Raw genomic sequence first — 24,062 nt, 5'->3', positions numbered from 1 at the left:
TTAGCCGTCATTGCGAGCCGTACCCCCTGCTGCGCAGCCCGAATCGGTGACGAACCTTTAGCCGTCATTGCGAGCCGTACCCCCTGCTGCGCAGCCCGAATCGGTGACGAACGTTCAGCCGTCATTGCGAGGAGCCCCAGCGACGCGGCAATCTGGTACTTTACACTTCGAGATTGCTTTGTCGCTGGGGCTCCTCCTCAAGAAGTTAACGATTCCCCCCTTGAATTTCGAACCACGGGGAACACGGGGACCACGATGCGGGCCTGCGCAGCAGGGGAAAGAAAACAGCCTCGACCTTCCGTTACTCCTCCGCAAGTGCGTTGGCATACTTCAGCCGTGCCGGTTACCATTATGGCTGCTGGTTTGCTCTGCCATGCGGGTTCCGCACCCGCTGGGTCGCTAAAGAAGGTTTCCGCTTATGAGGTCGTTTCATTCGCTTCCTCCTTCTACAGGCTTGCTTGGCGCAACCCCCATTTGTTCTTGATCTTTTTATCCGACCATGGAGGCCACTTTATCTCAAACCAACGAATAGTCAGGCTAGCAAGCGCTCCGAGAAGCGGTCTCTGAGTGCCACAATTAAACCCAACAGGATGGAAAACAAAAACAAAAAAGGCCCACCCACTCGACCCAACAATCCACGCCCCCCCTTAAGGTCCTGTAAAGAAATTTCTCTCAACGCGAACACGTGGCCCTTCTTCGCAGCGGAATTCAAGTACTCGTAACCTTTTTCAAGGTTAACCGCTGTTCCCTTACCCCTGGTGAGAGAATAACCTACGCGAAATAAGCTAGGTATATCCTGTTGAGTTGCCGCGACCCTGTACCACGCCAAAGCGTCCTCGTGCATACCTTTGCTTGTGAGATATCGTCCATAGAAAAAAGCTCCACGGGCGGAGCCGAGCGATGCCCCCCGGCGGAACCAATACGATGCACGGTCAGGAGCTTTTGCTGTGCCTATGCCGTTCAAAAGCATCCATCCGATAAACACCTGACTTTCTGCATGATCCGCTTCGGCTAGAGATAAATAACGTTGGTACGCATTTCGATACTCGCCACGGGAGTAGCAGCTTTCGGCTTCCTTAAGCTCTTTCTCCAAGTTATTCACTGTATCCAACCATCAAGGTGCACGAGGAGCCGGCATCGCTGCGTCATCTAAGCCTTTTATGAGTGCGCCCACAACAGGATCGATCACCTTTTTAGTTGTGCACTTTAACAGGAAAGCGCCACCCCGGTAGATTGAGGCACCACCAACCACGGTAGCAGCACCCGCAGTAACTGCCGCCTTTGTTCCCATCAAGCCTGCTTGTGCAGCTTGGCGGGTAGTCATACCTCGGGACAATCCGTGCAGACCGGTAAAAAGCAACCCTTCTGGATCAATGAAATTTATGGGCTCGTTTACCACATAGGTGTAGATGTTCGGGTCACCCCCAGCAAACCGAATCGGATCCTTATCCGTCCACCGCCCCGATACGGCATCATAATCTCTAGCCCCAAACCGCACGAGTCCGGTGTGTTGGTCGTAGAGGCCGCCTGCAAACCCAAACGGCTGGAATCCGGGATTGGTGTTTTCAATAGCATTCCCGAACTCATCGTACGCCATCCGCTGCGCGACATCGCCCGTGGCGATGTCGATGACAAGCCGTAGGCTACCCAGGTGGTCGGAGATGATGCGGTAGGTGTTGCCGCCCTTCTCCATGTAGTCCGGAACGTTCGCCTTGCTGCCGTAGACGAACCGAGTCTTGATGTTCCCGTCGCCATCCAGCTCGGCTATCGGGTTGAGCTGGTCCTGGTAGAGGAAGCCCTGGACGAGTTGGCCGTTCACCTTCTTGCCGATGCGCCGGTTCTTGCCATCGATGACGTACTCGATAGTCATATCGCCCGGCAGGTTTACCTGAAGCAGGTTGCCGAGAGCATCGTAATGCAGCCGGTCGTAGCGCCGTTTCCTTTTTTGGCAATTTCCGCCTATGAAGTCATTTCGTCGGCTTCCTCCTTCTACAGGCTTGCTTGGCGCAAGTCCCATTTATTTATTCAGGCGCCACCCATGTCTTAGCTTCAGCAATAAAGACGCATAAAGACCAAAATTTAATACCCAAAAAGCCATCAGAAAAAGAGCATCCATTTTCACATTTTCGTTCTGCTCAGTAAGTATATCGTGCGTAATCGATTCCCTCTCATAAAACCCACTGATAATATCACTGATCACATCCCTTTGCTCAACATCTCCAAGAAGAATTGGAATCTTGTCCAATGTCGGGTCCCTTTCCGGACTCAAATTTTCAAAAATATCTCGCTCCCATTTCGCAAAAAAGTAAATTTGCCCAGTGTACAATACGCCGACAATACTTATTAATAATCCAAAAAACAGAACTGTAGATACTCTATTCATATTGGCTCAATAGGGTGGTATCGCCCACAATATTCCACAAACTCCACCAGCAGCCATCCCTTGGCCAATTGCTTTAAGAGATTCAGAACCTTTTATGCTTTGATTTTCCAGCATTGCTTCAGCCAAGTAAATCGATGTCTGGTCTCTCAGCTCAAGCAATTCACCAATCTTTTGGTATCACCATTCGGGCAATTCGATATCTCATCATCGATTCTATTCAATTGATCTCTTATCAAATCAGTTGATTCGGTTAAGCTCTTCATCGTTTCTCTGAACGAATAGGTCTGATAAGCCGCGTCTCCTGCCATACAGGCTCCACCGAGTACAGGACCAAAACCGTCGCTGTCGATGCGATTTAGAGGATCGCCATTCAGGTAGCCATATAGCACAGTATCTCCACCCTCAAAACGAATCAGGTCTTTAACTGTCCATCGGCCTGCCTTCAGATCGTAATCCCTAGCCCCAAACCGCACGAGCCCGGTGTGCTGATCGTAAATCCCCCCAGCAAACCCAAACGGCTGAAACCCAGGATTGGTGTCCTCGAGTACATTCCCAAACTCACCGTACGCCATCCGCTGCACAACTTCTCCGGTGGCGGTGTCGATGACAAGCCGTGGGCTGCCGAGGTGGTCAGAGACGATGCGGTAGGTGGTGCCGCCCTTCTCCATGTAGTCGGGCACATTGGCCTTACTGCCGTAGACGAAGCGGGCCTCGATGTTCCCGTCGCCGTCCAGCTCGGCTATCGGGTTGAGCTGGTCCTGGTAGAGGACCTTGGACGAGTTGGCCGTTGACCTTTTTGCCGATCCGGCGGTTTTTGCCATCGATGAGGTACTCGATAGTCATATCGCCCGGCAGGTTTACCTGGAGCAGGTTGCCGAGGGCGTCGTACGTGTAGCCGGTCGTAGCACCGTTTTCTGTTTTGGTTTTAAGTTCACCGTTTTCAGTGTATTCATAGCTGGCTCCGGCATACGAGACCATCCGGTCCTGGGCGTCATAGGTTCCTCCTCCATGCGGTTAGGGGTGGTCTTCCTGAGGCGGTTTCCGTTTTCGTCGTAGGTGTAGGTGGCGGTCGTGAGGCCGTTGGTTTTTACGGTTTCCAGACGGCCGGTGGTGTCGTAGCCGTAGGCGTAGGTCTTGGTCGTGCCGCCTGTGGTCTCCCGCTTTTCGGTGATGCGGCCGAGTTTGTCGCGGGTGTAGGTGGTTGTCAGGACTGGTTCACCGCCGACGATGACGGTCTCGGTTTCGAGTTCGCCGAAGGCATTGTGGGTCTGTTCGGTCTCCACCGGCCCGAGGGCGGTGCCGGGCAGCAGGCCGTTTGCGGCGTCGCGGCTCAGGCTGAGGCTACCGGCGCGGGTGAGCAGGCCGTCGTTGTCGTAACCGAACGTTACCGATGTGCCGTTAACGGACAGGCTGTTGAGCCAGAAGTTGTTGTCGTAGGGCCGGGCGATAGTCCCACTCACTTCGCCGGTCGCGGTTTCGATCAGCGGCGGGAAGCCGTCCCAGATGTAATTGAGGCGGCTGCGGTGATATTTTACTGCGACCCCTTTTTTAAACCCTCTTGCCTGTTTGGGCATGTTCCAGCGACTCCGGCAGACTTGTCCGTGGCTCACCGATACGTCACGCCAACGCGGCCCCCACCTGGGGTAAAGCAAAGGCGCTTGCGATGTGAATTTCGAAGTTCAATAGCACGTCTTTCAGGCTCGCTGTCTACGCTTCGCCGTGTGGGTTGCCCCGACCCGACGCAAGACTCGCTTATGGCTGCTGGTTAGGCTCTGCCATGCGGGATTCGCACCCGCTGGGCTAAAGAAGGTTTCCGCCTATGAAGTCATTTCGTCGACTTCCTCCTTCTACAGGCTTGCTTGGCGCAAACCCCATTTATTCTGGGTCCGGTCGGTCTCAACCGATTCAAGCAGGGTGCCGGTCAGCAGGTGTAGTTTTGGGCGTCACAGTCAAGGCCGTGAGTACCGGCCTTCAAGCTGACCGTGCAGTTTGTTTATTCTAGTCACAAATGAATGCTCGTCAATTTCTACTAAGCGAACAAAAACTGTATTAAAAAGTTCAAATCCACTGTTTTTTTTCTCGAACATGTACAATGCACCAGTTAGCAATCCTGGTTTAGTTTCGTGCTTAGGCCTGAAACCCGACAGCATCAGTATTGCTCTCATATCTCCTTGGTCAAATTTAATTTTGAAAATACCGTTTTCCTTACTTACTTGGCCTTTATTAAACTTATCTATATTCGGCTCACCGTTCCCTCTGACAGTCGCAAAAACTCCGCTTGAATCAGCATCCAGACGAAAGTATGTATATTTATTTTCCCACCCAGCTTCAAACTGCTCCCACTCACCGATCAAGTTAACGGATTCTTCAGCATGAACTGAAATAGCCACGATAGAGAGTAATAAAGGCCAAAAATATCTAAACATTTACAAAACCCTCAAGTCACGTCTCAATTCCCACACTTATCAACTTTTTCCTCTTCCAACTCAGGCGGCCAGATTGGCTGACTCGAGTCCCCGTCACACCTACGGGAATTCATTGTTGCGCAAATCATGTCCTTGGTTATTTCGTCCCGTAAATTCTTTAGCTTATCGAGCACTTTACCCTTGGCCTTTTTGTCTGACGACTCATCTTTTTTCGGTCTTTGATTGATAGGTTCATTGATTTTTTCAATGTATTTATCAAGCCTTTCACGACAGTCGCCCACTATTGCACAGTTAGAGGTTGGGGGTAGAGCTGCATTCTCACCCCGCGTTGGTTGGTAGAAATCAATCAAACCAAATGGATCAATTGAGTTAATTGCATCGTTTAGAACATATCCATACAGGTTACTACGGGATCCCCAAAAACCTAAAAGATCCTTGCTGGTCCACCTTCCAGCCTTCGAATCATAATCCCTCGCCCCAAATCGCACGAGCCCGGTATGCTGGTCGTAGATCCCCCCGGCAAACCCAAACGGCTGAAATCCGGGATTGGTGTCCTCGACAACATTCCCGAATTCATCGTACGCCATCCGCTGCGCAACGTCTCCAGAGGCGGTGTCGATGACAAGACGTGGGCTGCCGAGGTGGTCAGAAACGATGCGGTAGGTGGCGCCGTCCTTTTCCATATAGTCCGGGACATTCGACTTGCTGCCGTAGACGAAGCGGGCGTCGATGTTGCCGTCGCCATCCAGCTCGGCTATCGGGTTGAGCTGGTCCTGGTAGAGGAAGCCCTGGACGAGTTGGCCGTTGACCTTCTTGCCAATACGGCGGTTCTTGCCGTCGATGACGTAGCCTATTTGCTCGATCCCCTCACCCTGACCCTCTCCCGGGGGGAGAGGGGAATCGAAGGTGACGTTCAGCAGGTTGCCGAGAGCATCGTACGTGTAGCCGGTCGTAGCACCATTTTCGGTTTTGGCCTTGAGATCGCCATTTTCAGTGTACTCGTAGCTGGCCCCGGCATACGAGACCATCCTGTCCTGGGCGTCATAGGCGCCCTCTTCGGTGCCGTTCAGCGTGGCCTTGCTCAGGCGGTTGCCATTTTGGTCATAGGTGTAGGTGGCGGTGAGGATGCCGTTTTCCCTGACCGTCTCCAGGCGGCCGGCGGTGTCGTAGCTGTAGGCGTAAGTGGTGGTCGAGCCGTCTGTGGTCTCCCGCTTTTCGCTGATGCGGCCGAGCTTGTCGCGGGTGTACTCGACAGTCATGACCGGCTGGCCGTCGAGGGTGACGGTCTCGGTTTGGAGTTCGCTGAAGGTGTTCCAGGTCCGGCTGGTCTCGATCGAATCTATTGCGGTGGCGCTCAGCAGGCCGTTTTGGGCATTGCGGTTCAGGCTGAGCGTGCCGGCCCTGGTGAGCAGGCCGTCGTCGTCGTAGCCGTAGGTGACCTGGTTGCCGTCGACGGACAGGCCGGTGAGCCAGAAGTTGTTGTCCCAAGTGCGCCTGACGGTACCACTCACCTCGCCGGTGCTGGTCTCGGCCAGGGGCAGGAAGCCGTCCCAGGTGTAATCGAGCCTGCCGCCGTCGGCGCGGGTGATGGCGGAGAGCTGGCCGGTGCCCGGGTGATAGGTATAGTCGAGCCGCCCTTCCGGGTAGGTGAGGGAGGTTAATTTGCCGCCTGCGTTGTAGCCGAGCTGAACGGCGCTGCCATCGGGGCGGTCGATGCGGGTGAGGTCCTTGTCCTTGTTATATGCGTACCGGGTGACCGTTTCGACACCTTCAAGATCCGGCGGGGTGTACTGCTCCTCCAGGTCCACGGGCGTGTAGGCAAACACGTGGGCCTCGCGTCCGGGCGGCGTGAGGGCGGTGAGATTGCCGTTGGCGTCGTACTGGTAGCCAATCTCCCGGCCGTCCGGCAGGGTCTGTTTGGTTACACGCCCTGCGAGGTCGTACTCGAAACGGGAGGTCCGCTCAAGGGCGTCAGTGACTGTTTCAAGATTGCCGAGCGGGTCGTAGGTTAGGGCCACTGTGCGGGGGCCGTCGCCCCCGTCTTCAGTCAAGGTCCTCAGGCGACCGCGGCTATCGTATTCGTAGCTCACGGCGGCCAGGCCTTCCGTTTGGGCAAGCACCGGGCGGCCCTGCACGTTTACCTCCACAAGGCTCGTCCGGCCCTGTGCGCTGGTCTTGGTCCACACGCGATTTTCGGCATCGAATACAGTGGTTGCGTTGCGGCCGTTGACGGTGCTGCTCTCGGACCATTCGGTAAGGCTCAGGAGATTTTCAGGATCCGAGAGCGTCACCTCGCGGGTGGCCGAGATGGTCTGTTTCAGACCAGCCGGAGTGCTCACGGTCGCGGCGTCCAAGTAGGGGGCTCTCATTCCGACGCGCGGGTCCGGGGCCTTGCGCAGGGTGCTCACCGTGCCATCGGCCGATGTCGCCACTTCCGTGATTTCAGAAGCCGATGTGGTAATACTACGAGTGGATTTTGCCCCGTCCGTCCCCTGGGAAGCCCTCAGCAATTTCGTTTCGTTCAGGCGCTCTACACTGTATCTTGAAGTATGTCCCTCACCGCTGGTCATGCTCACTTCCAGGCTTTTTCCAGACTCTGTACGGACGAGCGACCAGCCGCCGTCGACCGGGTCCTCATCTCTTATTAGGCGTCCAACCTGATCGTAGTCATAGATGGATTGAGCTCCAGAGGGCTTTGTCATCGAGGTCAGCAAACCACCCGCAGTGTAGCTCATGCTATGCGATTCACCTGCCGGATCACTTACTGCGGCAAGGTAACCATGTTCATCGAGAGTCAGCTCGGTACGCTGACCGTTAGGGGCAACTATCGCCACCGGTTCACTGGAGCTGTCGTATTCTATTTCCGTGGTGTTCTCATTACTGTCTTTGATACCGATCAACCGACTTTTTTTGTTATAACTGAAAGTCTGAAGTACAGCACCGGTAATGCTATCTATTGTTTCATAGTGGCGGCCAAGGATATCGAGCAAGTAATATTCACTGCCAGCCTGGGAGGGCACAAGATAACGCCCACCCTCAATGGCTGTCGCCTCTGAACTGATTTTCAGGATACGGCCGTTACCTGACGCCGCGATATAGATCCCGCCGTCGGGACCAATCGCGACCCCCTTTGGTGAATCTAAAGAGACATCCACCGCAGTCTTGCCGTCGTCCTCAAAAGGCGTGTTTCTGCTTAGATTGAGATTGGTCAACGATATACCGTTACCGGCAATCGTATTGATTATGCCATCCGGTCCGACGCGCCGCACGCGGTTGCCGTAAACGCTCGCCTGCGCCCATAGATAGTCGTCGGTATATTCCGTGAAATAAACACTGCCGTCGGCATCGATGGTCAGGCCGCGCGGCACAAACAAAGGTGCCTCTGTCGCAGCTATGCCGTCGCCACTATAGCCTGTGTAACCTTCCTGACCATTACCGGCAACGGTGCTGATAGTGCCATCCACGCCCACCCGCCGGATACGATAATTTCCACTATCCGAAAAATAAATACTGCCACCGGGACCAACGGCAACATCAGTCGGCATGCTTAGCCACGCCTCCTTGGCGGCACCGCCATCGCCATTGTAGGTGGGCGCACCGTTATACGGGATGCTATAGCTGGTACCCGCCACGGTGGTGATAATGCCGTTAGGGGTTACCTTGCGGATACGGCGGTTGCCGGTATCGGCAATGTAGAGTGTGCCGTCAGCGCCAACAGCGACACCACGAGGGGAATGGAGACTGGACGATACAGCCGGTCCGCCATCACCACTGTAACCGCCAAAATTACCGCCTGCCACGGTGCTGATTCTCCCATCCTGCCCCACACGACGAATCCGGTGGTTTCTTAGGTCAGCGATATAGAGGCTACCGTCGGGGCCTAGCGCTACACCGGTGGGTGCGGCCAGGGGACCGGTAGTTACTGTGTGAATACGCCGATCAGGTGTTACGCGTCGGACAATATTGCTGGAAGTCTCGGAAAAGTAGATACTTCCGTCCGGCGCTACCGCGACGCCCCATGGAGCCTGTAGCCAGGCATCGGTAGCAGGGGCGGAAGAAGCAGGTGATTTGGGATCGCCACCACCCGCCACGGCTGCAATCCTAAGCTGCAAGCTCGGTGCGCCGGCACGTGTGCCGTCGCCGCGATAGAGCGTCCCGTCAGTAACTGAATGGGTATGGTGCGGACTCAACGACCAGAAACCCAGACCGTTCACACCGGCAATGCTGGAGGCTGCTGGAACGCTGAAATCTTGCGAGTAGACGAGTTCAATCTCACGGCTCTTTGGGTTAAGGACGCCTCCGCCCCCAGGCTCTCCAAAGACAAAAGTGCCGCCACCTCCAGCCAAGGCTGCTGCATACGAGGTTTTGTAGATATAACTCACCCGTATATTCATCTCTGCACCGCCCAAAACCTTACGCCCATAACCGTCCCTGCCATTCCATACTACGGTTGTTTGTTGATACGGCAACGGTTTGAAAACCTGATTAATCCGCTGTCCGGCAACCGTAATGAATACAGCAATGCGATCGAGAGAGTTGGGTACCGTTTCTCCGCTAAGCGGGATTTTGACGGTGCGCATGGCACGGTAGCCGGGTGTACGATCCGAACGGTAAGTCAGGGTATAAGGTGTGCCGTTAATCGGCAGTGATTCGCCCAACACCTGATTTTCAGCCTCGATAATACAACCGCAGCTGATGTTCGGATCGTCCAGTTTATTATCATCCTTCGTCTTAGGCGGTTCATTATCAGGGGGCACCGCATCATCGGGTACCCAGTAACCCCAGTTACAATCGTAGGGAGTGAAGTGTCTTATCGGTGAACGCCACAGGCTATGGCCCGGTGAATAGAGTTCAGCCAGGCGGGTTCGCTCTGCATTTGTGATGCCCAGCGCTGCCAAGCTGGCTGTGGTAGCAGGATCACCACTGCCCTCAATATCAATCTCGGCGAGACCGTTGTTAATGGAGAGGATTTTTATGACACGACCATTTTGTGAAGGGATCCAGGCGGCCTTGTCATAGTCATACCAACCCACCGGGACAATCTCTCCGGTGGGAAAATCAAGAAAGTTATCGACGTAGAATGGCACCACACGATCGAAGCGCACTTCCTTGGCGCCAGCCGCAACCGCCTCATCCACGCTCAGTTCCACAGCATAGGTGTAACCCGAGGTTGGAGGTAAGGCGCCGGGCATGGTTTTGGGCCCTTCAGTACCGACGGTGTACTCGGTGGCGCGCACATTCATGGTGGTGAGGGATTGGGTGGTGCCGTCTGGCAGCACCATCTGCGCCTGCACCCCCTGCGGAAACAGCAGGGTTGCCTGGCGGCTGCCGTCCTTGTCGGTGATCACATTGCCCTGGGCGATCTGGATCGGTGCGGGCGAGGTGAGATCGATGGTGGTGACCTTGGTGTCGAGCGGGATCATCACCACGTCCGGCAGCCAGGTGTAGTCCTCCCACGGGGTATCGATTTTGCGCTGGACCGGGAGGTAGCCCTCTTTTTTGTAATTGACGGTGAGGAGCCCGCCGCCGTTGACGACCAAGTCGAAGAGGCCATCGGCGCGGGTGCCGGTCCAGCCGAATTCGGGGTGGTCGTGCACCGTGATGGTGACGCCGGACAGGGGCTCGCCATTGCGGTCGGTCACCCGGCCGCGCAGCACGGCGGCGCGATAGTCCTGGATGGTGCCGGACTCGACGTCAAACTGAATGCGGTTATTGCCGGTGTAGAGGAATTCGGTGGCGGCGGCGAGGGACGTTGGGCCTGTGGGACTGAGGGGTGGCGCAGTCGTTGCTGGATCGGGAGGGACGAATCCTGGCCCGGGTTCCGGCTGGTCATTTCCGGTGTCCAGTCGCGTCTCGTCGCTGCTGTTTCCGGCCCGGTCCACCACACGGATCTCGAGAACATCTCCCGGCTCGGCAGCGATGGCCATGGTGAAGCTGCCGTCTTCTCCAACCGTGACGGTGACGCTTTCGCCGGTTCGGGTATTCGTTACGGTAACCGTTGTGCCAGGCTCCGCACTTCCTGCCAAGCCCGTTACGATAGCCTCATCCCCTTCGAACTCCACAGTGACGCTATTAACGGCCACTACTTGCGGGGGTTGGGTATCGAGAATCACATCCAGGCGCACTTCGCCCCGGTTACCTGCATAATCGATGGCAAGGATATCGAATGTGTTGGCGCCCTCCTCCAGCTCGGTGGTGAAGGAGAAACTGTGGTCGCTTTGCAGTGAAACAGGGTCGCCGTTTACGGTCAACTTCGCGGCTTCGCTCAACAGGCCCGACAGGCCAAGCTGCGGATCGTTGGTGTAGCTTCCGTTTTTGGGGGCGGATACCGTGATTTCCGGAGGGATGGTGTCGATGGTGATCGCCACCGGTTCGGAAATACCGGTATTTCCGGAGCGGTCATCCATCTTTGCGGCAAACGAAATCGGGCCCTCGCGAAGGGGCTCGACAATTTTGCAGGCCGCCGTCTCCAATTGAGCGTCACATTCAACCGCCACGGCAGAATCATCGACCTCGATTTGGAGTGTCTGCGGGTCGACCCCCACACCGACATCGCTGTACTCGATCGCAAGTGCCGGCGTGTTTTCGTTGAGGTAGGCTCCGGAGACGGGTGCGGTGATGGTCACTTCGGGGGCGATGGTATCGGCGTAGACTGCAAGGGCACGCATCTGCCGACCGCTGCTGATCGCATCCAGGGGGAGTTCACGCACGACGGCGCCATCGGGGGAGAGCTGGGCGATTCGGCTTTGTGAAGCGATCCACACCGTCTGGTCGGAACGGTCGGCATCCAGGGCGATCAGGGTGCCGGTGCGCCCCTGGAATGGTGCGGAGTCGGAGCGGATTAAGCCGGAGCGGTCCATGCGGTAAACGCGTTTTCGGTCCGCGACCCAAACGCCGTCTTCGCCATCCGCGGCGATATGGATGATGCCGTTCAGCTTCAGTTCGAAGGTCTTTCGCCCCTGGTCATCGAAACGATACAGCCGTCGTTGATCCGCGGCCCAGAGCTCGCCTTGCGAGGGAGCGAAGGCCAGGGCCTGGAGGGGCTGCTTACCTTTGTATATGCCGCTGCTTAGATTCGAGCTGATAGTCTCGTAAATAGAGAGTTCCGCGCGTGTGGCCACCCAAAGGCGGCCATCATTCTCGTCAAGCGCCAAGGCTGTAACTGGTTGACGAAAACTTTGAACCTGCTCCAATGCGCCAGAAGCGTCGATCCAATAGAGAACATCGTGCCTCGCCACCCAAAGCGCCTTTTGTCGGGAGTCGGGCGCCAGCAGCAGTTCCGATCTCTCACGTTTGCCCTGAGGGAGTAGGGTGGAATACAGCTTTTCGCCGTAGGGGGACCAGGCCGTTACACGTCCATGGGAGGCGGCCCAGAGCCTTCCGCTTTCACCATCGACTGCGACCGAATCGATACCGTCGGGGTTGGGAATTTCGAAGAGGAGTTCGCCATCGGCGCTGGCTATCTTGAGCGTTCCGCCGGTGTGCCCGATCCAGACAGCATCAACATGACTATCCGATGAAAACGAGCCCGAAATCGCACTGCTCAGGATCCCGAACGAGAGTAAAGCAAGCGTGGTAATCCACGGAAGAGTCCTTTTGCTGCCCATCAGGGCCTCCAATTCATCCTGCGGAGGCGCGGCAACGGTGGGATTCCATGCCTCCTGAAAGCGTGTGCCTACCGTTTCGTACGGCAGATTCCCTTATCCTTTTCGGTGTTTTTACATTTAAACCATGTTAGATGTCAACACCTTCGCAGCGAAGCAACTACAGGTTTTCTCTTCGCCTTTGCGAGCAGACCCGGCAGTTTTCGCGGCAAAAATCAGGATCAGCAGGCGTTCACCTTTTTTGCGCATATCGATTCGCGACTTCCCCTGCTCCTACGCAATTGCGACTGGCACACTTCTGCCGGGCCGGTTACCATTTTCCGTCTTACTCGTTCGAACGACTAAACCACCAGGATTTTCATGCGCGCCTCGAAATATCTGATTGCCACTCTCAAGGAGACCCCCGCCGACGCGGAGGTCGTCAGCCATCAGCTCATGCTGCGAGCGGGGCTAATCCGCAAACTGGCCTCCGGTCTGTATACCTGGCTGCCGATGGGCCTGCGGGTCCTGCAAAAGGTGGAAACCATTGTCCGCGAGGAGATGAACCGCTCCGGGGCGCAGGAGGTGCTGATGCCGGCGGTGCAGCCTGCGGAGCTGTGGCGGGAGTCGGGGCGCTGGGAGAACATGGGCGCCGAGATGCTGCGCATGAAGGATCGGCATGACCGGGAGTTCTGTTTCGGCCCCACCCATGAGGAGGTAATCACCGACCTCTGCCGCAACGAGCTGCGCTCCTACAAACAGCTGCCGGCCAATTTCTACCAGATCCAGACCAAGTTCCGCGATGAACGCCGGCCCCGCTTCGGAGTGATGCGTGCGCGCGAATTCCTGATGAAGGACGCCTACTCCTTCCATGTGGACCAGGCCTCTCTCGAAGAGACCTACCAGGTGATGCACGACACCTACTGCCGCATCTTCGATCGGCTGCAACTGGAGTACCGTCCGGTGCTGGCCGATCCCGGCGCCATCGGCGGCACCGGCTCCCAGGAATTCCACGTGCTGGCCGAATCCGGCGAAGATGCCATCGCCTTCTCCGATTCCAGCGACTACGCCGCCAACGTGGAGATGGCCGAGGCGCTGGCCCTGGGGGGCGAACGTCCGGCCCCCTCCCGGGAGATGGAGCTGGTCGACACCCCCAAAGCCAGGACCATCGCCGAACTGGTGGAGCAGTTCGACCAGCCCATGGAAAGGACGGTGAAGACGCTGGTGGTGCAGGCCTCCGATGAGGTGGACGCCGATCTGGTGGCCCTGCTGGTGCGTGGCGATCATGAGCTAAACGCCATCAAGGCGGAAAAGCGGGCGGAAGTCGCGGCACCCTTGCGCATGGCCGAAGAGGCGGAGATCCGTGCGGCCATCGGCGCCGGTCCCGGCTCACTGGGTCCGGTGGGGCTTTCCATACCGGTTATTGCGGACTGTACCGTGGCCAGGATGGCCGATTTCTCGGCCGGCGCCAACCAGGACGGCAAGCACTACTTCGGCATCAACTGGGGCCGTGATGCGGAGGAGCCTGAGGTGGCGGACCTGCGCAACGTGGAAGATGGCGACCCCAGCCCCGATGGCAAAGGCCATCTGCAGATCAAGCGCGGCATCGAGGTGGGCCACATCTTCCAGCTTGGAAAGAAATACTCGCAGGCGATGAATGCCACCGTGCTGGATGAAGCCGGCAAGGCCGTCACCATGACCATGGGCTGCTACGGTATCGGTGTCTCGCGCGTTGTCGCCGCCGCCATCGAGCAAAACCATGACGATGCCGGCATCATCTGGCCGGAACCCATCGCCCCCTACCAGCTTGCCCTCCTCCCGATGAACGCCAATAAATCCGAGCGGGTGCGAGAGACCGCGGAGAAGCTCTACCAGGAGCTGAGCGAACTGGGCATCGAGGTACTGTACGACGACCGCGGCGAACGCCCCGGCGTCATGTTCGCCAACATGGAACTCATCGGCATCCCGCACCGGCTGGTAATAGGCGACCGGGGCCTCGACAAAGGCAACCTCGAATACAAAGGCCGCCGCGACGAAAAGAGCGTGGACGCGCCGGTGGAGGGCGTCATCGAATTCCTCCGCGACAAGCTGGGGGTTTGATCGCCTCTATCCGAGAGTACACGGGTCGTATCTTTCCTCTTGCATAATATACGTACGAACGGGGCAATCTCACCCGAACCCTCGCCCGTTACAACGGAAGTATCGACAAGGGAATGACGATTTTGCCACCCTTGAGGGCCCCTGCGAACCGGAGCCCTCGCCCGTTACAATCGAAGTATCGGCAAGGTCTGGTATCCACAGCGAGTGTTCGCAAAGCTTCGGGGCCGCTGGTACCTCGAACCCTCGAACCCTCGAACCCTCGAACCCTCGAACCCGCGAACCCGCGAACCCGCGAACCCGCGAACCCGCGAACCCGCGAACCCGCGAACGGGTCACATTACTCGTCCCCGCGCAAGAAAGATCGTCAGCCATTCAGGAATCCTTAAGGTGACAGCCGCTACGGTATAGCCCAACGTGACCCAACGGGGGCTATCATGCAACGTACGCATTTTTCAAAGCCAGCCAGACCGCATTTCGTCGAACGAGGCGATCCATTGCGGGAGCGCATGGAACGCCATATCCACACCAGCTTTGCCCGCGTCTACGGGGCGGACGTCAACCATTTCCTGCCGACGCTAATCGGGTTGGAAGGAACGGAAGGTGAAATTCTCGGAGCCCTGGGACTAGCCCCGGGCACGAACCTTCATCCCTTTTTTCTGGAGCAATATCTCGACGCCGCGGTCGAGCAGCTACTCGAAAATTATCTTGACCACCCGGTGGCACGTCAGGACATCGTCGAAGTCGGGAATTTGGCAGCCGGCTCTCCTGGAGCGGCACGGCTCATGATCATCTGCCTGACGGCCTATCTTCGTGGCGCCGGCTTCGGATGGGTGGTTTTTACTGCCGTGCCTGCGCTGCGAAATGCCTTTCTGCGTCTCGGCATTCACCTGGAGGAGCTTGCCCCGGCCGATGGCAAGCGTCTGGGCCCCGACCTGAAGCGCTGGGGCAGCTATTACGAGCAGCAGCCAATGGTGGTCGCCACCGAAGTAGGACAGGCCTTCGACCAGCTGCGACGCTACCTGGAAATGGAACATGCACTGGCCATCCACGAACTCTGGCATCAGGCTTTTGCTCACGGCATGAAGGCGGGGGGTATGAAATGAGTATGGTGTTGCACGCCCTCAAATGCCACGCACTGGAACGTCCCGACAAGGAGGCTATCGTCGGGGACGGCATCCAACTGACCTACCGCGAACTCATTTCCGAAGTCAGGCAGGCGACCAACGTAATCACAGAGCGGCGCTGCAAGGTCTTAAGCTTGGCGCTGGACAACGGCCCCGCCTGGGCCATCTGGGATCTGGCCGCCCAACAGGCCGGGGTGACGTTGGTGCCGCTACCAGGCTTTTTTACGCCGGAACAGGCCCTTCATACGCTATCCGACGCCGGGGTGGAGGCGGTCATTCACCAAGACGGCGGCCCCGAAGATCCACACGTCGCCGGCCAAGCCTGCCAGTGGCGGACACTTGAGCCCAGGAGCAGCGGTCGAATTCCGCCCGGGACCGCGAAGATCACCTACACCTCCGGCACCACCGGCCGCCCCAAAGGCGTCTGCCTTTCTCAGCCCGCTATCGACCGGGTGGTGCGTTCCCTGGCCGAAGCCGTTCAGTCGTGCCCCGACGACCGTCACTTGGCCCTACTGCCGCTTTCGATACTGCTGGAGAACATCGGCGGTCTCTATATTCCGCTGTTCGCAGGCGCCACAGCGATACTGGAGCCGATGAGCCGGATGGGCGTCAGTGGCTCGTCACAGCTGGCTGCCGAAACAATGTTAGAAGCACTTAGGGATTACCGCGCCACCACTGCCATCATGGTTCCCGCCCAACTCGACGGGCTGGTAACCGCACTGGAATCCGGGCTGATATCACCTCCGGATTTACGATTCCTGGCAGTAGGTGGCGGTGCAGTTGCACCCCGGCTGCTGAAGCGGGCAGATGCCATCGGTCTGCCGGTATTTCAGGGCTATGGATTATCCGAATGCGCCTCTGTAGTTGCCGTCAATCGTCCCGGAGAAGAGGCCTTTACTGGCGTGGGGCGCCCACTATGCCATGCCGATGTAAAAATTGCGGAGGATGGCGAAGTTCAGGTTCATGCCCCCGGATTTCTCGGTTATCTCAATGGTGAACTCCCGACCGGCGAGTGGTGGCCCACCGGCGACCTGGGCTACCTTGATGCCCGAGGGGCCCTGCACCTTACGGGTCGCAAGAAGAGCATCTTCATAACGGCTTTCGGACGTAACGTTGCTCCCGAATGGGTGGAGGCAGAACTGACTGCTGAACCCGAAATTGTGCAGGCCGCCGTATTTGGCGAGGCACGCCCCTGGAACAGCGCCGTGGTGGTCAGCCCCGCCTCCGCTTCCTCTATCGCACAAGCGGTCTCTCGTGCCAATCAACGTCTTCCCGATTATGCAAGCATCCACCGCTGGCTAAGGGCGGATGCTCCCTTTTCCACCAACAACGGCATGGCGACAGCCAACGGCCATCCGCGGCGTGAAGCAATCTTCGCAGCCTATCGTTCACCTCTCGATTCACTCTACGAAAACCAGGAGGTTACCCCATGAGCTTCTATCAACGATTGCTGGTGGAAACCGAAGCGGAACGCAAAGCACTTCTATCGACGCCCCTCATTCAGTCCGGTGTAAAGGGCGATTTGAGCCATGCGGTCTACCTCGCGTTTTTGACTGAAGCCTACCACCATGTAAAACACACGGTTCCCCTGCTGATGGCTTGTGGTGCCCGTATCCCCGAGCGCCTGGAGTGGCTGCGGGAGGCTGTGGCCCACTATATCGAAGAGGAGACCGGCCATCAGGAATGGATTCTCAATGATATCCGCAACACCGGGGGTGATGCCGAGGCGGTTCGGGCCGGCAGGCCGGCCATGACCACCGATATCATGATCGCCTACGCTTACGATACCGTGTTGCGTCGCAATCCGGCGGGGCTGTTCGGCATGGTTCTGGTTCTAGAGGGGACCAGTGTGAACGTTGCCACCCGTGCCGCCGAAGCAATCCAGAAAAGCCTCGGGCTGAAAGATGACTGCTTCAGCTATCTCACCTCCCACGGCGCCCTGGATGTCAGCCACATGGCATTCTTCGAGGAACTGATGAATCAGCTGACCGATAGCGATGATCAGGAGGCCGTGATCTCCTGTGCCAAAGTCATCTATCGGCTTTATGGCGACATCTTCCGCGGTCTGGTGGCAAGGGTAGAGGGAGAGGCGGCATGAAGATCCACGGAGCACGTATTCTTCTAGTCGGGGCCAGCGGCGGAATTGGCGCGGCGACGGCCAGGGTGCTGGCAGAGCGAGGCGGCCGAATTGCACTGGGCGGCCGCCGTCCCGAGGCGCTGTCGGAACTCGCCCGGACACTTGACGGATCCGCCTTCCCTGTCGTGGGTGATATCACGACCGATGAGGGGCGGGGCGCATTGGTCACGGAGGCGTTGAGTGGCCTTGGCGGGCTCGATCTGTTGGTCAATGCAGCCGGGTTACTCGACTTTATACCGTTCGGCCACCACGACCCGAGTGCGGTAGAACGCATCTTCCGAGCCAACACCATCGGCCCGATGCTCCTGGCGCAGTCGCTGCTGCCCAGCCTGCAGGAAAGCGGTGGCCGGATTGTAAACGTCGGTTCAATATTTGGCTCGATCGCCTTTCCCTACTTCGCTGCCTATTCCGCAAGCAAGTTCGCCCTGCGGGGTTTCTCCGAGGCCCTGCGGCGCGAGTTGGCCGGGAGCGGCATAGGCGTGACCTACTTCGCGCCCCGCGCTGTCCGAACCACCATCAATTCCGATACCGTCGTACGTATGGGGGAGGCCACCGGCATGAAAATGGATGACCCGAAGGTGGTGGCCCACGCCCTCGTTCGTGCCGTGGAAAAAGATCGGGACGAGGCCTACTTTGGTTGGCCCGAATCGATTTTCGTTCGCATCAACGCGATTTTGCCGCGGCTGGTCGATCGTGCACTTCGCGGCCAGTCGCAAACGATGGCACGCTTCGCACGCCCCGCTCCCATCCGGAGATAACTCAATGAAACTGCTCTTCAGCATCCCCCTGTTATTCGCCGCCAGCTTGGCACAGGCAGCCAGTCTGGATGCCGAAGTCAAGCATCTTGCACAAGCCTGGGACGAGGTCAACTTCACGTTTAAAGGCAAAGAAAAGGAGAAGGCCCTGTCTGTCCTGGCTGAAGAGGCGAACGCACTGTCCTCCGATTGGCCAAATCGGGCCGAACCGCTGATATGGGAAGGCATCGTGCTTTCCAGCTGGGCCGGTGCCAAAGGCGGCTTGGGAGCGCTGAGTCTGGTCGACAAGGCCCGCGAACGCCTGCTGGAGGCCGAACGAATCGATCCTAAAGCTCTGAAAGGCTCCCTCTATACGTCACTCGGAAGTCTCTATTACCAGGTTCCGGGCTGGCCGCTCGGCTTCGGTGATGACGACAAGGCGCGCCGTTACCTGGAACAGGCCCTGGAACTCAACCCGGATGGGATCGACCCGAATTACTTCTATGGCGATTTCTTACGCGAGGAGGGCGAGTACCGCGATGCCGTAGAAGTATTGGAACGTGCACTCCGGGCTCCGCTTCGCCCGGGTCGCGAAATGGCAGACGAGGGGCGCCGTACCGAAATCCGCGACACCTTGAGAAAAGTGCGGGAGAACTTGGGGCGTTAACCCTGGTAAATTGCACGCTGCGGCCTCTTGGTTGCAGCAATTCCAGCCGCACCGCGGCAAGTCATTTTATAACTCCATGCTCGTGCTGTTCGGAGGGAAGAGTACCGATGCGTCTACTTCTCGTAGAAGATGACATGCTGTTAGGCGACGGGGTTCGTGCCGGTTTGAAACAGGAGGGCTACGCTGTCGATTGGCTGACGGATGGTGAGGCCGCCTGGGCGGCGTTTACCACCGATCAGTTCGACCTCATGGTGCTTGACCTCGGACTACCGGGCCTCCCCGGCTTGGAACTGCTCGAGCGATTACGGAAAAACGGCCATGATCTGCCGGTGCTCATACTCACTGCGCGGGATGCGATCGAGGACCGGGTCAAGGGCCTTGATGGCGGTGCTGATGACTACTTGACCAAACCCTTTGACCTGGAAGAGCTCTCCGCCCGATTGAGGGCTCTGAGCCGGCGCCGTGCTGGTCGTTCGGCACCGCTAATTCGAAATGGCGAACTGGAGCTGGACCCGGCGGCGCACACCGTCAGCTATGCGGTTCAACCCGTCGAACTCTCGAATCGGGAATTTGCCCTTTTGCATCTCCTTCTGGACCATGCTGGAGAGGTCATGACTCGCGCCCGATTGGAGGAAGCGCTCTATGGTTGGGATGTGGAGGTCGAGAGTAATACTTTGGAAGTCTACGTCCACCGGCTGCGCCGCAAGATCAAACCTTCCCTGATCCGAACCGTCCGGGGTGTAGGCTATTTGTTGGAGAAGGAGTCCGAATGAGCTCGATCCGCCTTCGGCTGCTACTGTTGTTTCTGGGACTGATCCTCTTCGCCTGGGCAATAACAGCCGGATCCACCTATTACCAGACTTCCTATGAAGTGGAAGAAATCTATGACGCGCACCTGGCCCAGGCCGCGAGTGAACTGATGGCGCTGGTTTACAACAGGTATGCAGATCATCCCCATGAGAGTTCACCTTCCTCTAAAAAACCCAGAAAGTTTACCCGTGATGTTCTCGAATTGAAAAGACACCTCAGGGGTACCGAATATGCGCCACAGCTTGCGTTTCGGATATGGGCGAACGGCAGATTACTTTTCTTCAGCCGGGATGCTCACTCAGACGACCCACCGGGCTCCGACGGCTTTGGCAACCGCAGTATCGAGGGGAACCACTGGCGAGTCTACACACTTCACGATAACAAGTATGGTTACACGGTCGAAGTCGCCGAGCAGTACGAGATTCGTCAAAAGATCGCCGGCGAAGTGGGCCTGGCATCAATCTATCCGGCCCTTATCTCTTTTCCGGTTATAGCGCTCCTGGCTTGGTTTGCCGTCGGTCACGGGTTACGCCCTCTTCATCTACTGGCAGGCCATGTACGCCGACGCTCTCCCGTTTCACTGCAACCCGTTGAAGTGGAAGTACCCCAAGAGGTCAAGTCGCTGGTTCAGGCGCTCAATGGATTACTCGAACGACTGGAACAGACGCTCGATAGAGAGAGACACTTTACCGCCGATGCATCACATGAACTCAGGACACCACTCGCCAGCCTTAGGGTTCAGGCCCAAGTTGCAGCACGAGCCGACAGCCCCGAACGCCGCAAGCGGGCTCTGGAGCAGATCATTGCCGGCGCCGACCGGGCAACCCATTTAATCGAACAACTCTTGACTGTCGCGCGTCTCGATCCCCAACTTGATGATGTGCGCAACGACAGGGTCATCCTGAATCGTGTCTGCGCCGACGCCATCGCGCAGGCTACACCATGGGCCTTCAAGAAGGACGTCGAACTCACCCTGACGGCTCCCCGCAGGGATATCGAAATCCCCGCGGACGCTTCGATGACAACCGTTCTTCTGCGCAATCTCATCGACAATGCGGTGCGCTATTCCCCACCGGGAGGACGCGTCGAGGTACGCGTGCGAGAAGCGGCGGGGGCGGTCTATCTCGAAGTTGCCGACTCCGGCCCCGGTATTGCACCAAACGAACGAAATCGGGTTCTCGATCGCTTTTACCGGGGCCTCGGGACCGGCGAACAGGGCTGCGGGTTAGGGCTTTCAATCGTGCAGCGAATTGCGGAACTGCACCGCGCGGTGTTGAATCTGGGGGAAAGCGATTTGGGCGGTCTGGCGGTGACGGTCGGCTTTAACCGCATTTAATGCATGGTAAGGCATACGCAACTAAAGGCTGGCATCAAGCGTCACCGGCAGCCGCGAATTTCACCGGACAGAAGCGAAAGCTGAATTGCGCAAGCTGCCGCTCCAAGCAGCGCAGATGGCTACTCTCACGATGTGCCTCACCCTTGTGCCTTCGTCGCAACGACCCCATTATCAATGGGTGCTCTCTTCCTGAGGGTCAACGAACGGAGTTCAACCGATGCGCAAACAACTTGCAACAACCCTTCTGGCAGTCGGCCTCTCCACCATGATCGGCGGCGCCGTTGCCGAAGAGACCAGCGCCTGGGACAAAACCAAGTCCGGCACCACCGAGGCGTGGGGCGGCGTCAAACAGGGCTCGAAAGAGGCATGGGAAGGCACCAAGGAGGGGTCGAAGGAGCTCGCCGGTGACGTGAAGGAGGGATCGAAGGAAGTCGCCGGAGGCGTGAAGGAGGGTTCAAAAAGCCTCTGGCAGTCGTTCAAGGGTCTGTTCAACTGATCGACACGCGGTCGGGCCACAATGCAAGAATGCAACAAGCCGACTGTACTACCTGGGAGGCAACATTCGGATAACGGGTCGGCGAAAGCCCAGCCGGTAGACCAGCATCACGCCCAGGCCGGCTACGGCTAAACCGAGCACGTCGGTCAGAATCAGCCGGTCGCCAAAGGCGGCCCAGGCCATCAGCATGGTCACCGGTGGGCTGAGGTAGAACAGGCTGGCCACACGAGTGGCATCGTGGCGTACCAGCAGTCGCCACATGCTCCAGTAGGCGCCCAGCGATACGACCAGGATCAGCCAGCTCAGGGTGGCAATGAAAGGCAGGGCCCAGTCGGTGGCAAAGCCCTCGATCAACCAGGCCGGTAGCAGCAGTGCCAGTCCTGTGGCCGCGCTTTGATAAAACAGAGCGGTATCATCGGGCAAACGGATCGCCGGACTGTGTTTCTGGCGGTGCCGCTGTAACAGGCTCGCCGCGGTAATTCCCACCACCGACCCGAAGGGAATCAGATACGCCCAAATCACAACCGTGGTGTCCTGTGATATCCGTGCGACCACCGCGATCAACACGCCGCAAAATCCGATAATCAATCCCAGCCATTGCCAGGCATCGGTGCGTTCGCCGAGTATCGGGCCTGACAGGGCGCCGGTCAAAAGCGGCTGCAGTGCCGTGATCAAGGCCACGATACCCGCCGGCAGACCCAGATGGATGGCGAGCAGTACGCAGCCGAGCCAGACACCATGGGCAAGAACGCCCACCAGGGCCGTGTGACCCACCGTCCTGCTGCCCGGCCAGAGCAGACGCCCTTGCAGGCCGAGCCAGACACCCAGCAAGGCGGTCAGAATCAGGTAACGCCAGAACAACAAGGTCCAGGGCGAGGCGAACGGCAAACCGTATTCGGCCGCAATGAAGCCCGAATTCCACAGCAGTACGAACAGCAGTTCGAGCCCGAACAGGCGAAGCACCATCTGTTTCATAAAGTGATTAACGAGTAATCGGGGTCATGCAGCTTGGCGGGCGTCTTGCGCAGTGAAGTAAAGAAAACCGCTGTTGCCGGGCGCCGGCGCGTCCGCTGCGATTGAAGCGAGCCCAGCCCCACTTTGCTCCGCCTGGCCGACCGGCGCTCTGCTTTCCACTCCCAGACACTGTTGATTCTCTTTGTTCCGGCTTTCTTGTGCCAATTGTAGTCACCTCGGCTATCCCTTCCCGGTGCCACCTCACGAACCGTCCGGTTTTCCGCCAGCAACAGCTTGCTCGTCTTGCGCTCTTCCGAATGGAGGGTCGTCTATTCTTGCCTATACTCACATTGAATACTCGGAAAAATCATCTTTTCCACGCTGGTGGTTGGGTCATACGAGCACGCTTTCAGATGCGAACAAACCCTTGCCCACCCCATGATTAGGGAACAACGGAGGAAGTGCAAAACATGCTGACCACCAACCCCTTCTCTGAGCTGTACACGCTGGTTCCACCGCCGGCCATGCAGAGCTATGTGATTGTCATGCTCCTGCTCGTCGTGGCTGGCACGGTGGTTGACGTCATGCACAAGAAAAGCGCCAAGTACTTCTTTCAGGCCGGCGTCAAGTCCCGGGAGGCGAGGACCCGTGAGGTCGGCGGTGGCGAAAAGGCGTCCATCGCGCTCAAAACCGCTGCGTATGATGTCCTGGCTTCCGGTGAATTCTGCAATCAGAGGCGAAGGATTGCCCACCTGCTGACCATGTACGGCTTTGTGCTGTTTCTCATCAGCACGTTCGTCATGGTCTTTACGGCTGCCGACGCGGCGACCTCTGCCATCTGGCCGCTACTCTGGTATCTCGGCGCCCTGATGGTTGCCGGCGGCGGGTACTGGTTCTGGTTCAATATCCGTGTGGATGTGGCTGCCGAGGGCAATCCCTGGTACCGCGTCTCCAGAGCGGACCTGTTCGTCCTCTCCCTGCTGGGGTCGACGACCTTCGCCATCCTCTGGGGTGCCGTGCAGGCGGGAGCCGGTGTCGGGTTCTGGTCCATGCTGTTCTTCGCGCTCTTCATCGTTGCCAGCACCGTACTGTTCGGCGGTGTGCCTTTCTCAAAATTTGCACACATGTTCTTCAAGCCGGCCGCAGCCTATCAGCGCCACGTCAGTGAAGCCGACGGCTCCCGGCAAAACCTGCCGCCACCCGCGGACAAACCGGAACAGTTCGGTCTTGGCATCAAGCGCGAAGCGCCTCGTCACTACTGAAAGGTTATTGACCGCAGAGACGCAGAGATAACAAAGAGAAATCCTCCGTG

At 57.8% G+C, this 24,062-nt stretch carries 18 protein-coding genes; 10 read left to right on the top strand and 8 right to left on the bottom strand.

The window, feature by feature from the left end:
* Positions 1-532 precede the first annotated feature (532 nt).
* From Q7L05_RS01185 to Q7L05_RS01155, 7 genes are all read right to left on the bottom strand, one after another.
* Entirely contained in the window at positions 533-1,102 is a 570-nt protein-coding gene (locus Q7L05_RS01185; protein ID WP_303900983.1) for a tetratricopeptide repeat protein, read from the bottom strand.
* 12 nt (positions 1,103-1,114) lie between these two features.
* Positions 1,115-2,017 (bottom strand): RHS repeat domain-containing protein, encoded by a 903-nt coding sequence (locus tag Q7L05_RS01180; protein ID WP_303900982.1) that lies wholly within the window; start codon positions 2,015-2,017, stop codon positions 1,115-1,117.
* The gene (locus Q7L05_RS01175) at positions 2,018-2,383 is read right to left on the bottom strand and encodes a hypothetical protein (RefSeq protein ID WP_303900981.1); all 366 of its coding nucleotides are present in this window, start codon (positions 2,381-2,383) and stop codon (positions 2,018-2,020) included.
* Between the two features lie 146 nt (positions 2,384-2,529).
* On the bottom strand, positions 2,530-3,204 hold the full coding sequence (locus Q7L05_RS01170; RefSeq protein ID WP_303900980.1) for an RHS repeat domain-containing protein: 675 nt from the start codon (positions 3,202-3,204) through the stop codon (positions 2,530-2,532).
* Positions 3,205-3,240: 36 nt separating this feature from the next.
* Positions 3,241-3,957: a hypothetical protein gene (locus tag Q7L05_RS01165; protein WP_303900979.1), complete on the bottom strand. Its 717-nt coding sequence runs from the start codon at positions 3,955-3,957 to the stop codon at positions 3,241-3,243.
* 375 nt (positions 3,958-4,332) lie between these two features.
* Complete coding sequence (locus Q7L05_RS01160; protein ID WP_303900978.1) at positions 4,333-4,809, bottom strand: hypothetical protein; 477 nt, start codon at positions 4,807-4,809, stop codon at positions 4,333-4,335.
* 23 nt (positions 4,810-4,832) lie between these two features.
* Entirely contained in the window at positions 4,833-12,416 is a 7,584-nt protein-coding gene (locus Q7L05_RS01155; RefSeq protein ID WP_303900977.1) for an NHL domain-containing protein, read from the bottom strand.
* A 357-nt stretch (positions 12,417-12,773) separates the two neighbouring features.
* Between Q7L05_RS01155 and Q7L05_RS01150 the strand changes: the two genes are divergently transcribed.
* The 9 genes from Q7L05_RS01150 (at position 12,774) to Q7L05_RS01110 (ending at position 21,796) form a co-directional block, all read left to right on the top strand.
* Entirely contained in the window at positions 12,774-14,492 is a 1,719-nt protein-coding gene (locus Q7L05_RS01150) for a proline--tRNA ligase (RefSeq protein WP_303900976.1), read from the top strand.
* 434 nt (positions 14,493-14,926) lie between these two features.
* Positions 14,927-15,595 carry a thermostable hemolysin gene (locus Q7L05_RS01145; protein WP_303900975.1) on the top strand — a complete coding sequence of 223 codons (669 nt, stop codon included), beginning with the start codon at positions 14,927-14,929 and terminating at the stop codon, positions 15,593-15,595.
* Positions 15,592-17,049, top strand: a complete 1,458-nt coding sequence (locus tag Q7L05_RS01140) for an AMP-binding protein (RefSeq protein ID WP_303900974.1) — start codon at positions 15,592-15,594, stop codon at positions 17,047-17,049. The genes Q7L05_RS01145 and Q7L05_RS01140 overlap by 4 nt, the downstream gene beginning before the upstream one ends.
* The gene (locus Q7L05_RS01135; protein ID WP_303900973.1) at positions 17,046-17,714 is read left to right on the top strand and encodes a TenA family transcriptional regulator; all 669 of its coding nucleotides are present in this window, start codon (positions 17,046-17,048) and stop codon (positions 17,712-17,714) included. The genes Q7L05_RS01140 and Q7L05_RS01135 overlap by 4 nt, the downstream gene beginning before the upstream one ends.
* Entirely contained in the window at positions 17,711-18,511 is an 801-nt protein-coding gene (locus Q7L05_RS01130) for an SDR family oxidoreductase (RefSeq protein WP_303900972.1), read from the top strand. Before Q7L05_RS01135 ends, Q7L05_RS01130 begins: the two co-directional genes overlap by 4 nt.
* A gap of 4 nt (positions 18,512-18,515) precedes the next feature.
* Positions 18,516-19,154 carry a tetratricopeptide repeat protein gene (locus tag Q7L05_RS01125; RefSeq protein WP_303900971.1) on the top strand — a complete coding sequence of 213 codons (639 nt, stop codon included), beginning with the start codon at positions 18,516-18,518 and terminating at the stop codon, positions 19,152-19,154.
* Positions 19,155-19,261: 107 nt separating this feature from the next.
* On the top strand, positions 19,262-19,927 hold the full coding sequence (locus Q7L05_RS01120; protein WP_303900970.1) for a response regulator: 666 nt from the start codon (positions 19,262-19,264) through the stop codon (positions 19,925-19,927).
* Between the two features lie 26 nt (positions 19,928-19,953).
* On the top strand, positions 19,954-21,300 hold the full coding sequence (locus Q7L05_RS01115) for an ATP-binding protein (RefSeq protein WP_303900969.1): 1,347 nt from the start codon (positions 19,954-19,956) through the stop codon (positions 21,298-21,300).
* A gap of 217 nt (positions 21,301-21,517) precedes the next feature.
* Positions 21,518-21,796, top strand: coding sequence for a hypothetical protein (locus Q7L05_RS01110; RefSeq protein ID WP_303900968.1), 279 nt, complete (start codon positions 21,518-21,520; stop codon positions 21,794-21,796).
* A gap of 48 nt (positions 21,797-21,844) precedes the next feature.
* Here the strand turns inward: Q7L05_RS01110 and Q7L05_RS01105 are convergent, their stop codons facing one another.
* A complete protein-coding gene (locus Q7L05_RS01105) occupies positions 21,845-22,771 on the bottom strand; it encodes a DMT family transporter (protein WP_303900967.1) in 927 nt (308 codons plus the stop codon).
* A gap of 449 nt (positions 22,772-23,220) precedes the next feature.
* On the opposite strand from Q7L05_RS01105, the gene Q7L05_RS01100 reads away from it, so the two are divergent.
* Positions 23,221-24,012, top strand: a complete 792-nt coding sequence (locus tag Q7L05_RS01100) for an adenylyl-sulfate reductase (RefSeq protein ID WP_303900966.1) — start codon at positions 23,221-23,223, stop codon at positions 24,010-24,012.
* Positions 24,013-24,062 lie beyond the last annotated feature (50 nt).

Source organism: Thiohalomonas denitrificans (assembly GCF_016841685.1).
In the GTDB taxonomy this organism is placed as follows: Bacteria; Pseudomonadota; Gammaproteobacteria; order Thiohalomonadales; family Thiohalomonadaceae; genus Thiohalomonas; species Thiohalomonas denitrificans_A.
This window is presented reverse-complemented; position numbering and strand designations above follow the sequence as displayed.

Coding starts and splice junctions, on each gene's coding strand:
- Q7L05_RS01175 (WP_303900981.1), bottom strand. CDS start 2,383: ATGAATAGAGTATCTACAGTTCTGTTTTTTGGATTATTAATAAGTATT.
- Q7L05_RS01140 (WP_303900974.1), top strand. CDS start 15,592: ATGAGTATGGTGTTGCACGCCCTCAAATGCCACGCACTGGAACGTCCC.
- Q7L05_RS01180 (WP_303900982.1), bottom strand. CDS start 2,017: ATGGGACTTGCGCCAAGCAAGCCTGTAGAAGGAGGAAGCCGACGAAAT.
- Q7L05_RS01130 (WP_303900972.1), top strand. CDS start 17,711: ATGAAGATCCACGGAGCACGTATTCTTCTAGTCGGGGCCAGCGGCGGA.
- Q7L05_RS01155 (WP_303900977.1), bottom strand. CDS start 12,416: ATGGGCAGCAAAAGGACTCTTCCGTGGATTACCACGCTTGCTTTACTC.
- Q7L05_RS01105 (WP_303900967.1), bottom strand. CDS start 22,771: ATGAAACAGATGGTGCTTCGCCTGTTCGGGCTCGAACTGCTGTTCGTA.
- Q7L05_RS01135 (WP_303900973.1), top strand. CDS start 17,046: ATGAGCTTCTATCAACGATTGCTGGTGGAAACCGAAGCGGAACGCAAA.
- Q7L05_RS01100 (WP_303900966.1), top strand. CDS start 23,221: ATGCTGACCACCAACCCCTTCTCTGAGCTGTACACGCTGGTTCCACCG.
- Q7L05_RS01160 (WP_303900978.1), bottom strand. CDS start 4,809: ATGTTTAGATATTTTTGGCCTTTATTACTCTCTATCGTGGCTATTTCA.
- Q7L05_RS01150 (WP_303900976.1), top strand. CDS start 12,774: ATGCGCGCCTCGAAATATCTGATTGCCACTCTCAAGGAGACCCCCGCC.
- Q7L05_RS01110 (WP_303900968.1), top strand. CDS start 21,518: ATGCGCAAACAACTTGCAACAACCCTTCTGGCAGTCGGCCTCTCCACC.
- Q7L05_RS01145 (WP_303900975.1), top strand. CDS start 14,927: ATGCAACGTACGCATTTTTCAAAGCCAGCCAGACCGCATTTCGTCGAA.
- Q7L05_RS01125 (WP_303900971.1), top strand. CDS start 18,516: ATGAAACTGCTCTTCAGCATCCCCCTGTTATTCGCCGCCAGCTTGGCA.
- Q7L05_RS01165 (WP_303900979.1), bottom strand. CDS start 3,957: ATGCCCAAACAGGCAAGAGGGTTTAAAAAAGGGGTCGCAGTAAAATAT.
- Q7L05_RS01170 (WP_303900980.1), bottom strand. CDS start 3,204: ATGGCAAAAACCGCCGGATCGGCAAAAAGGTCAACGGCCAACTCGTCC.
- Q7L05_RS01120 (WP_303900970.1), top strand. CDS start 19,262: ATGCGTCTACTTCTCGTAGAAGATGACATGCTGTTAGGCGACGGGGTT.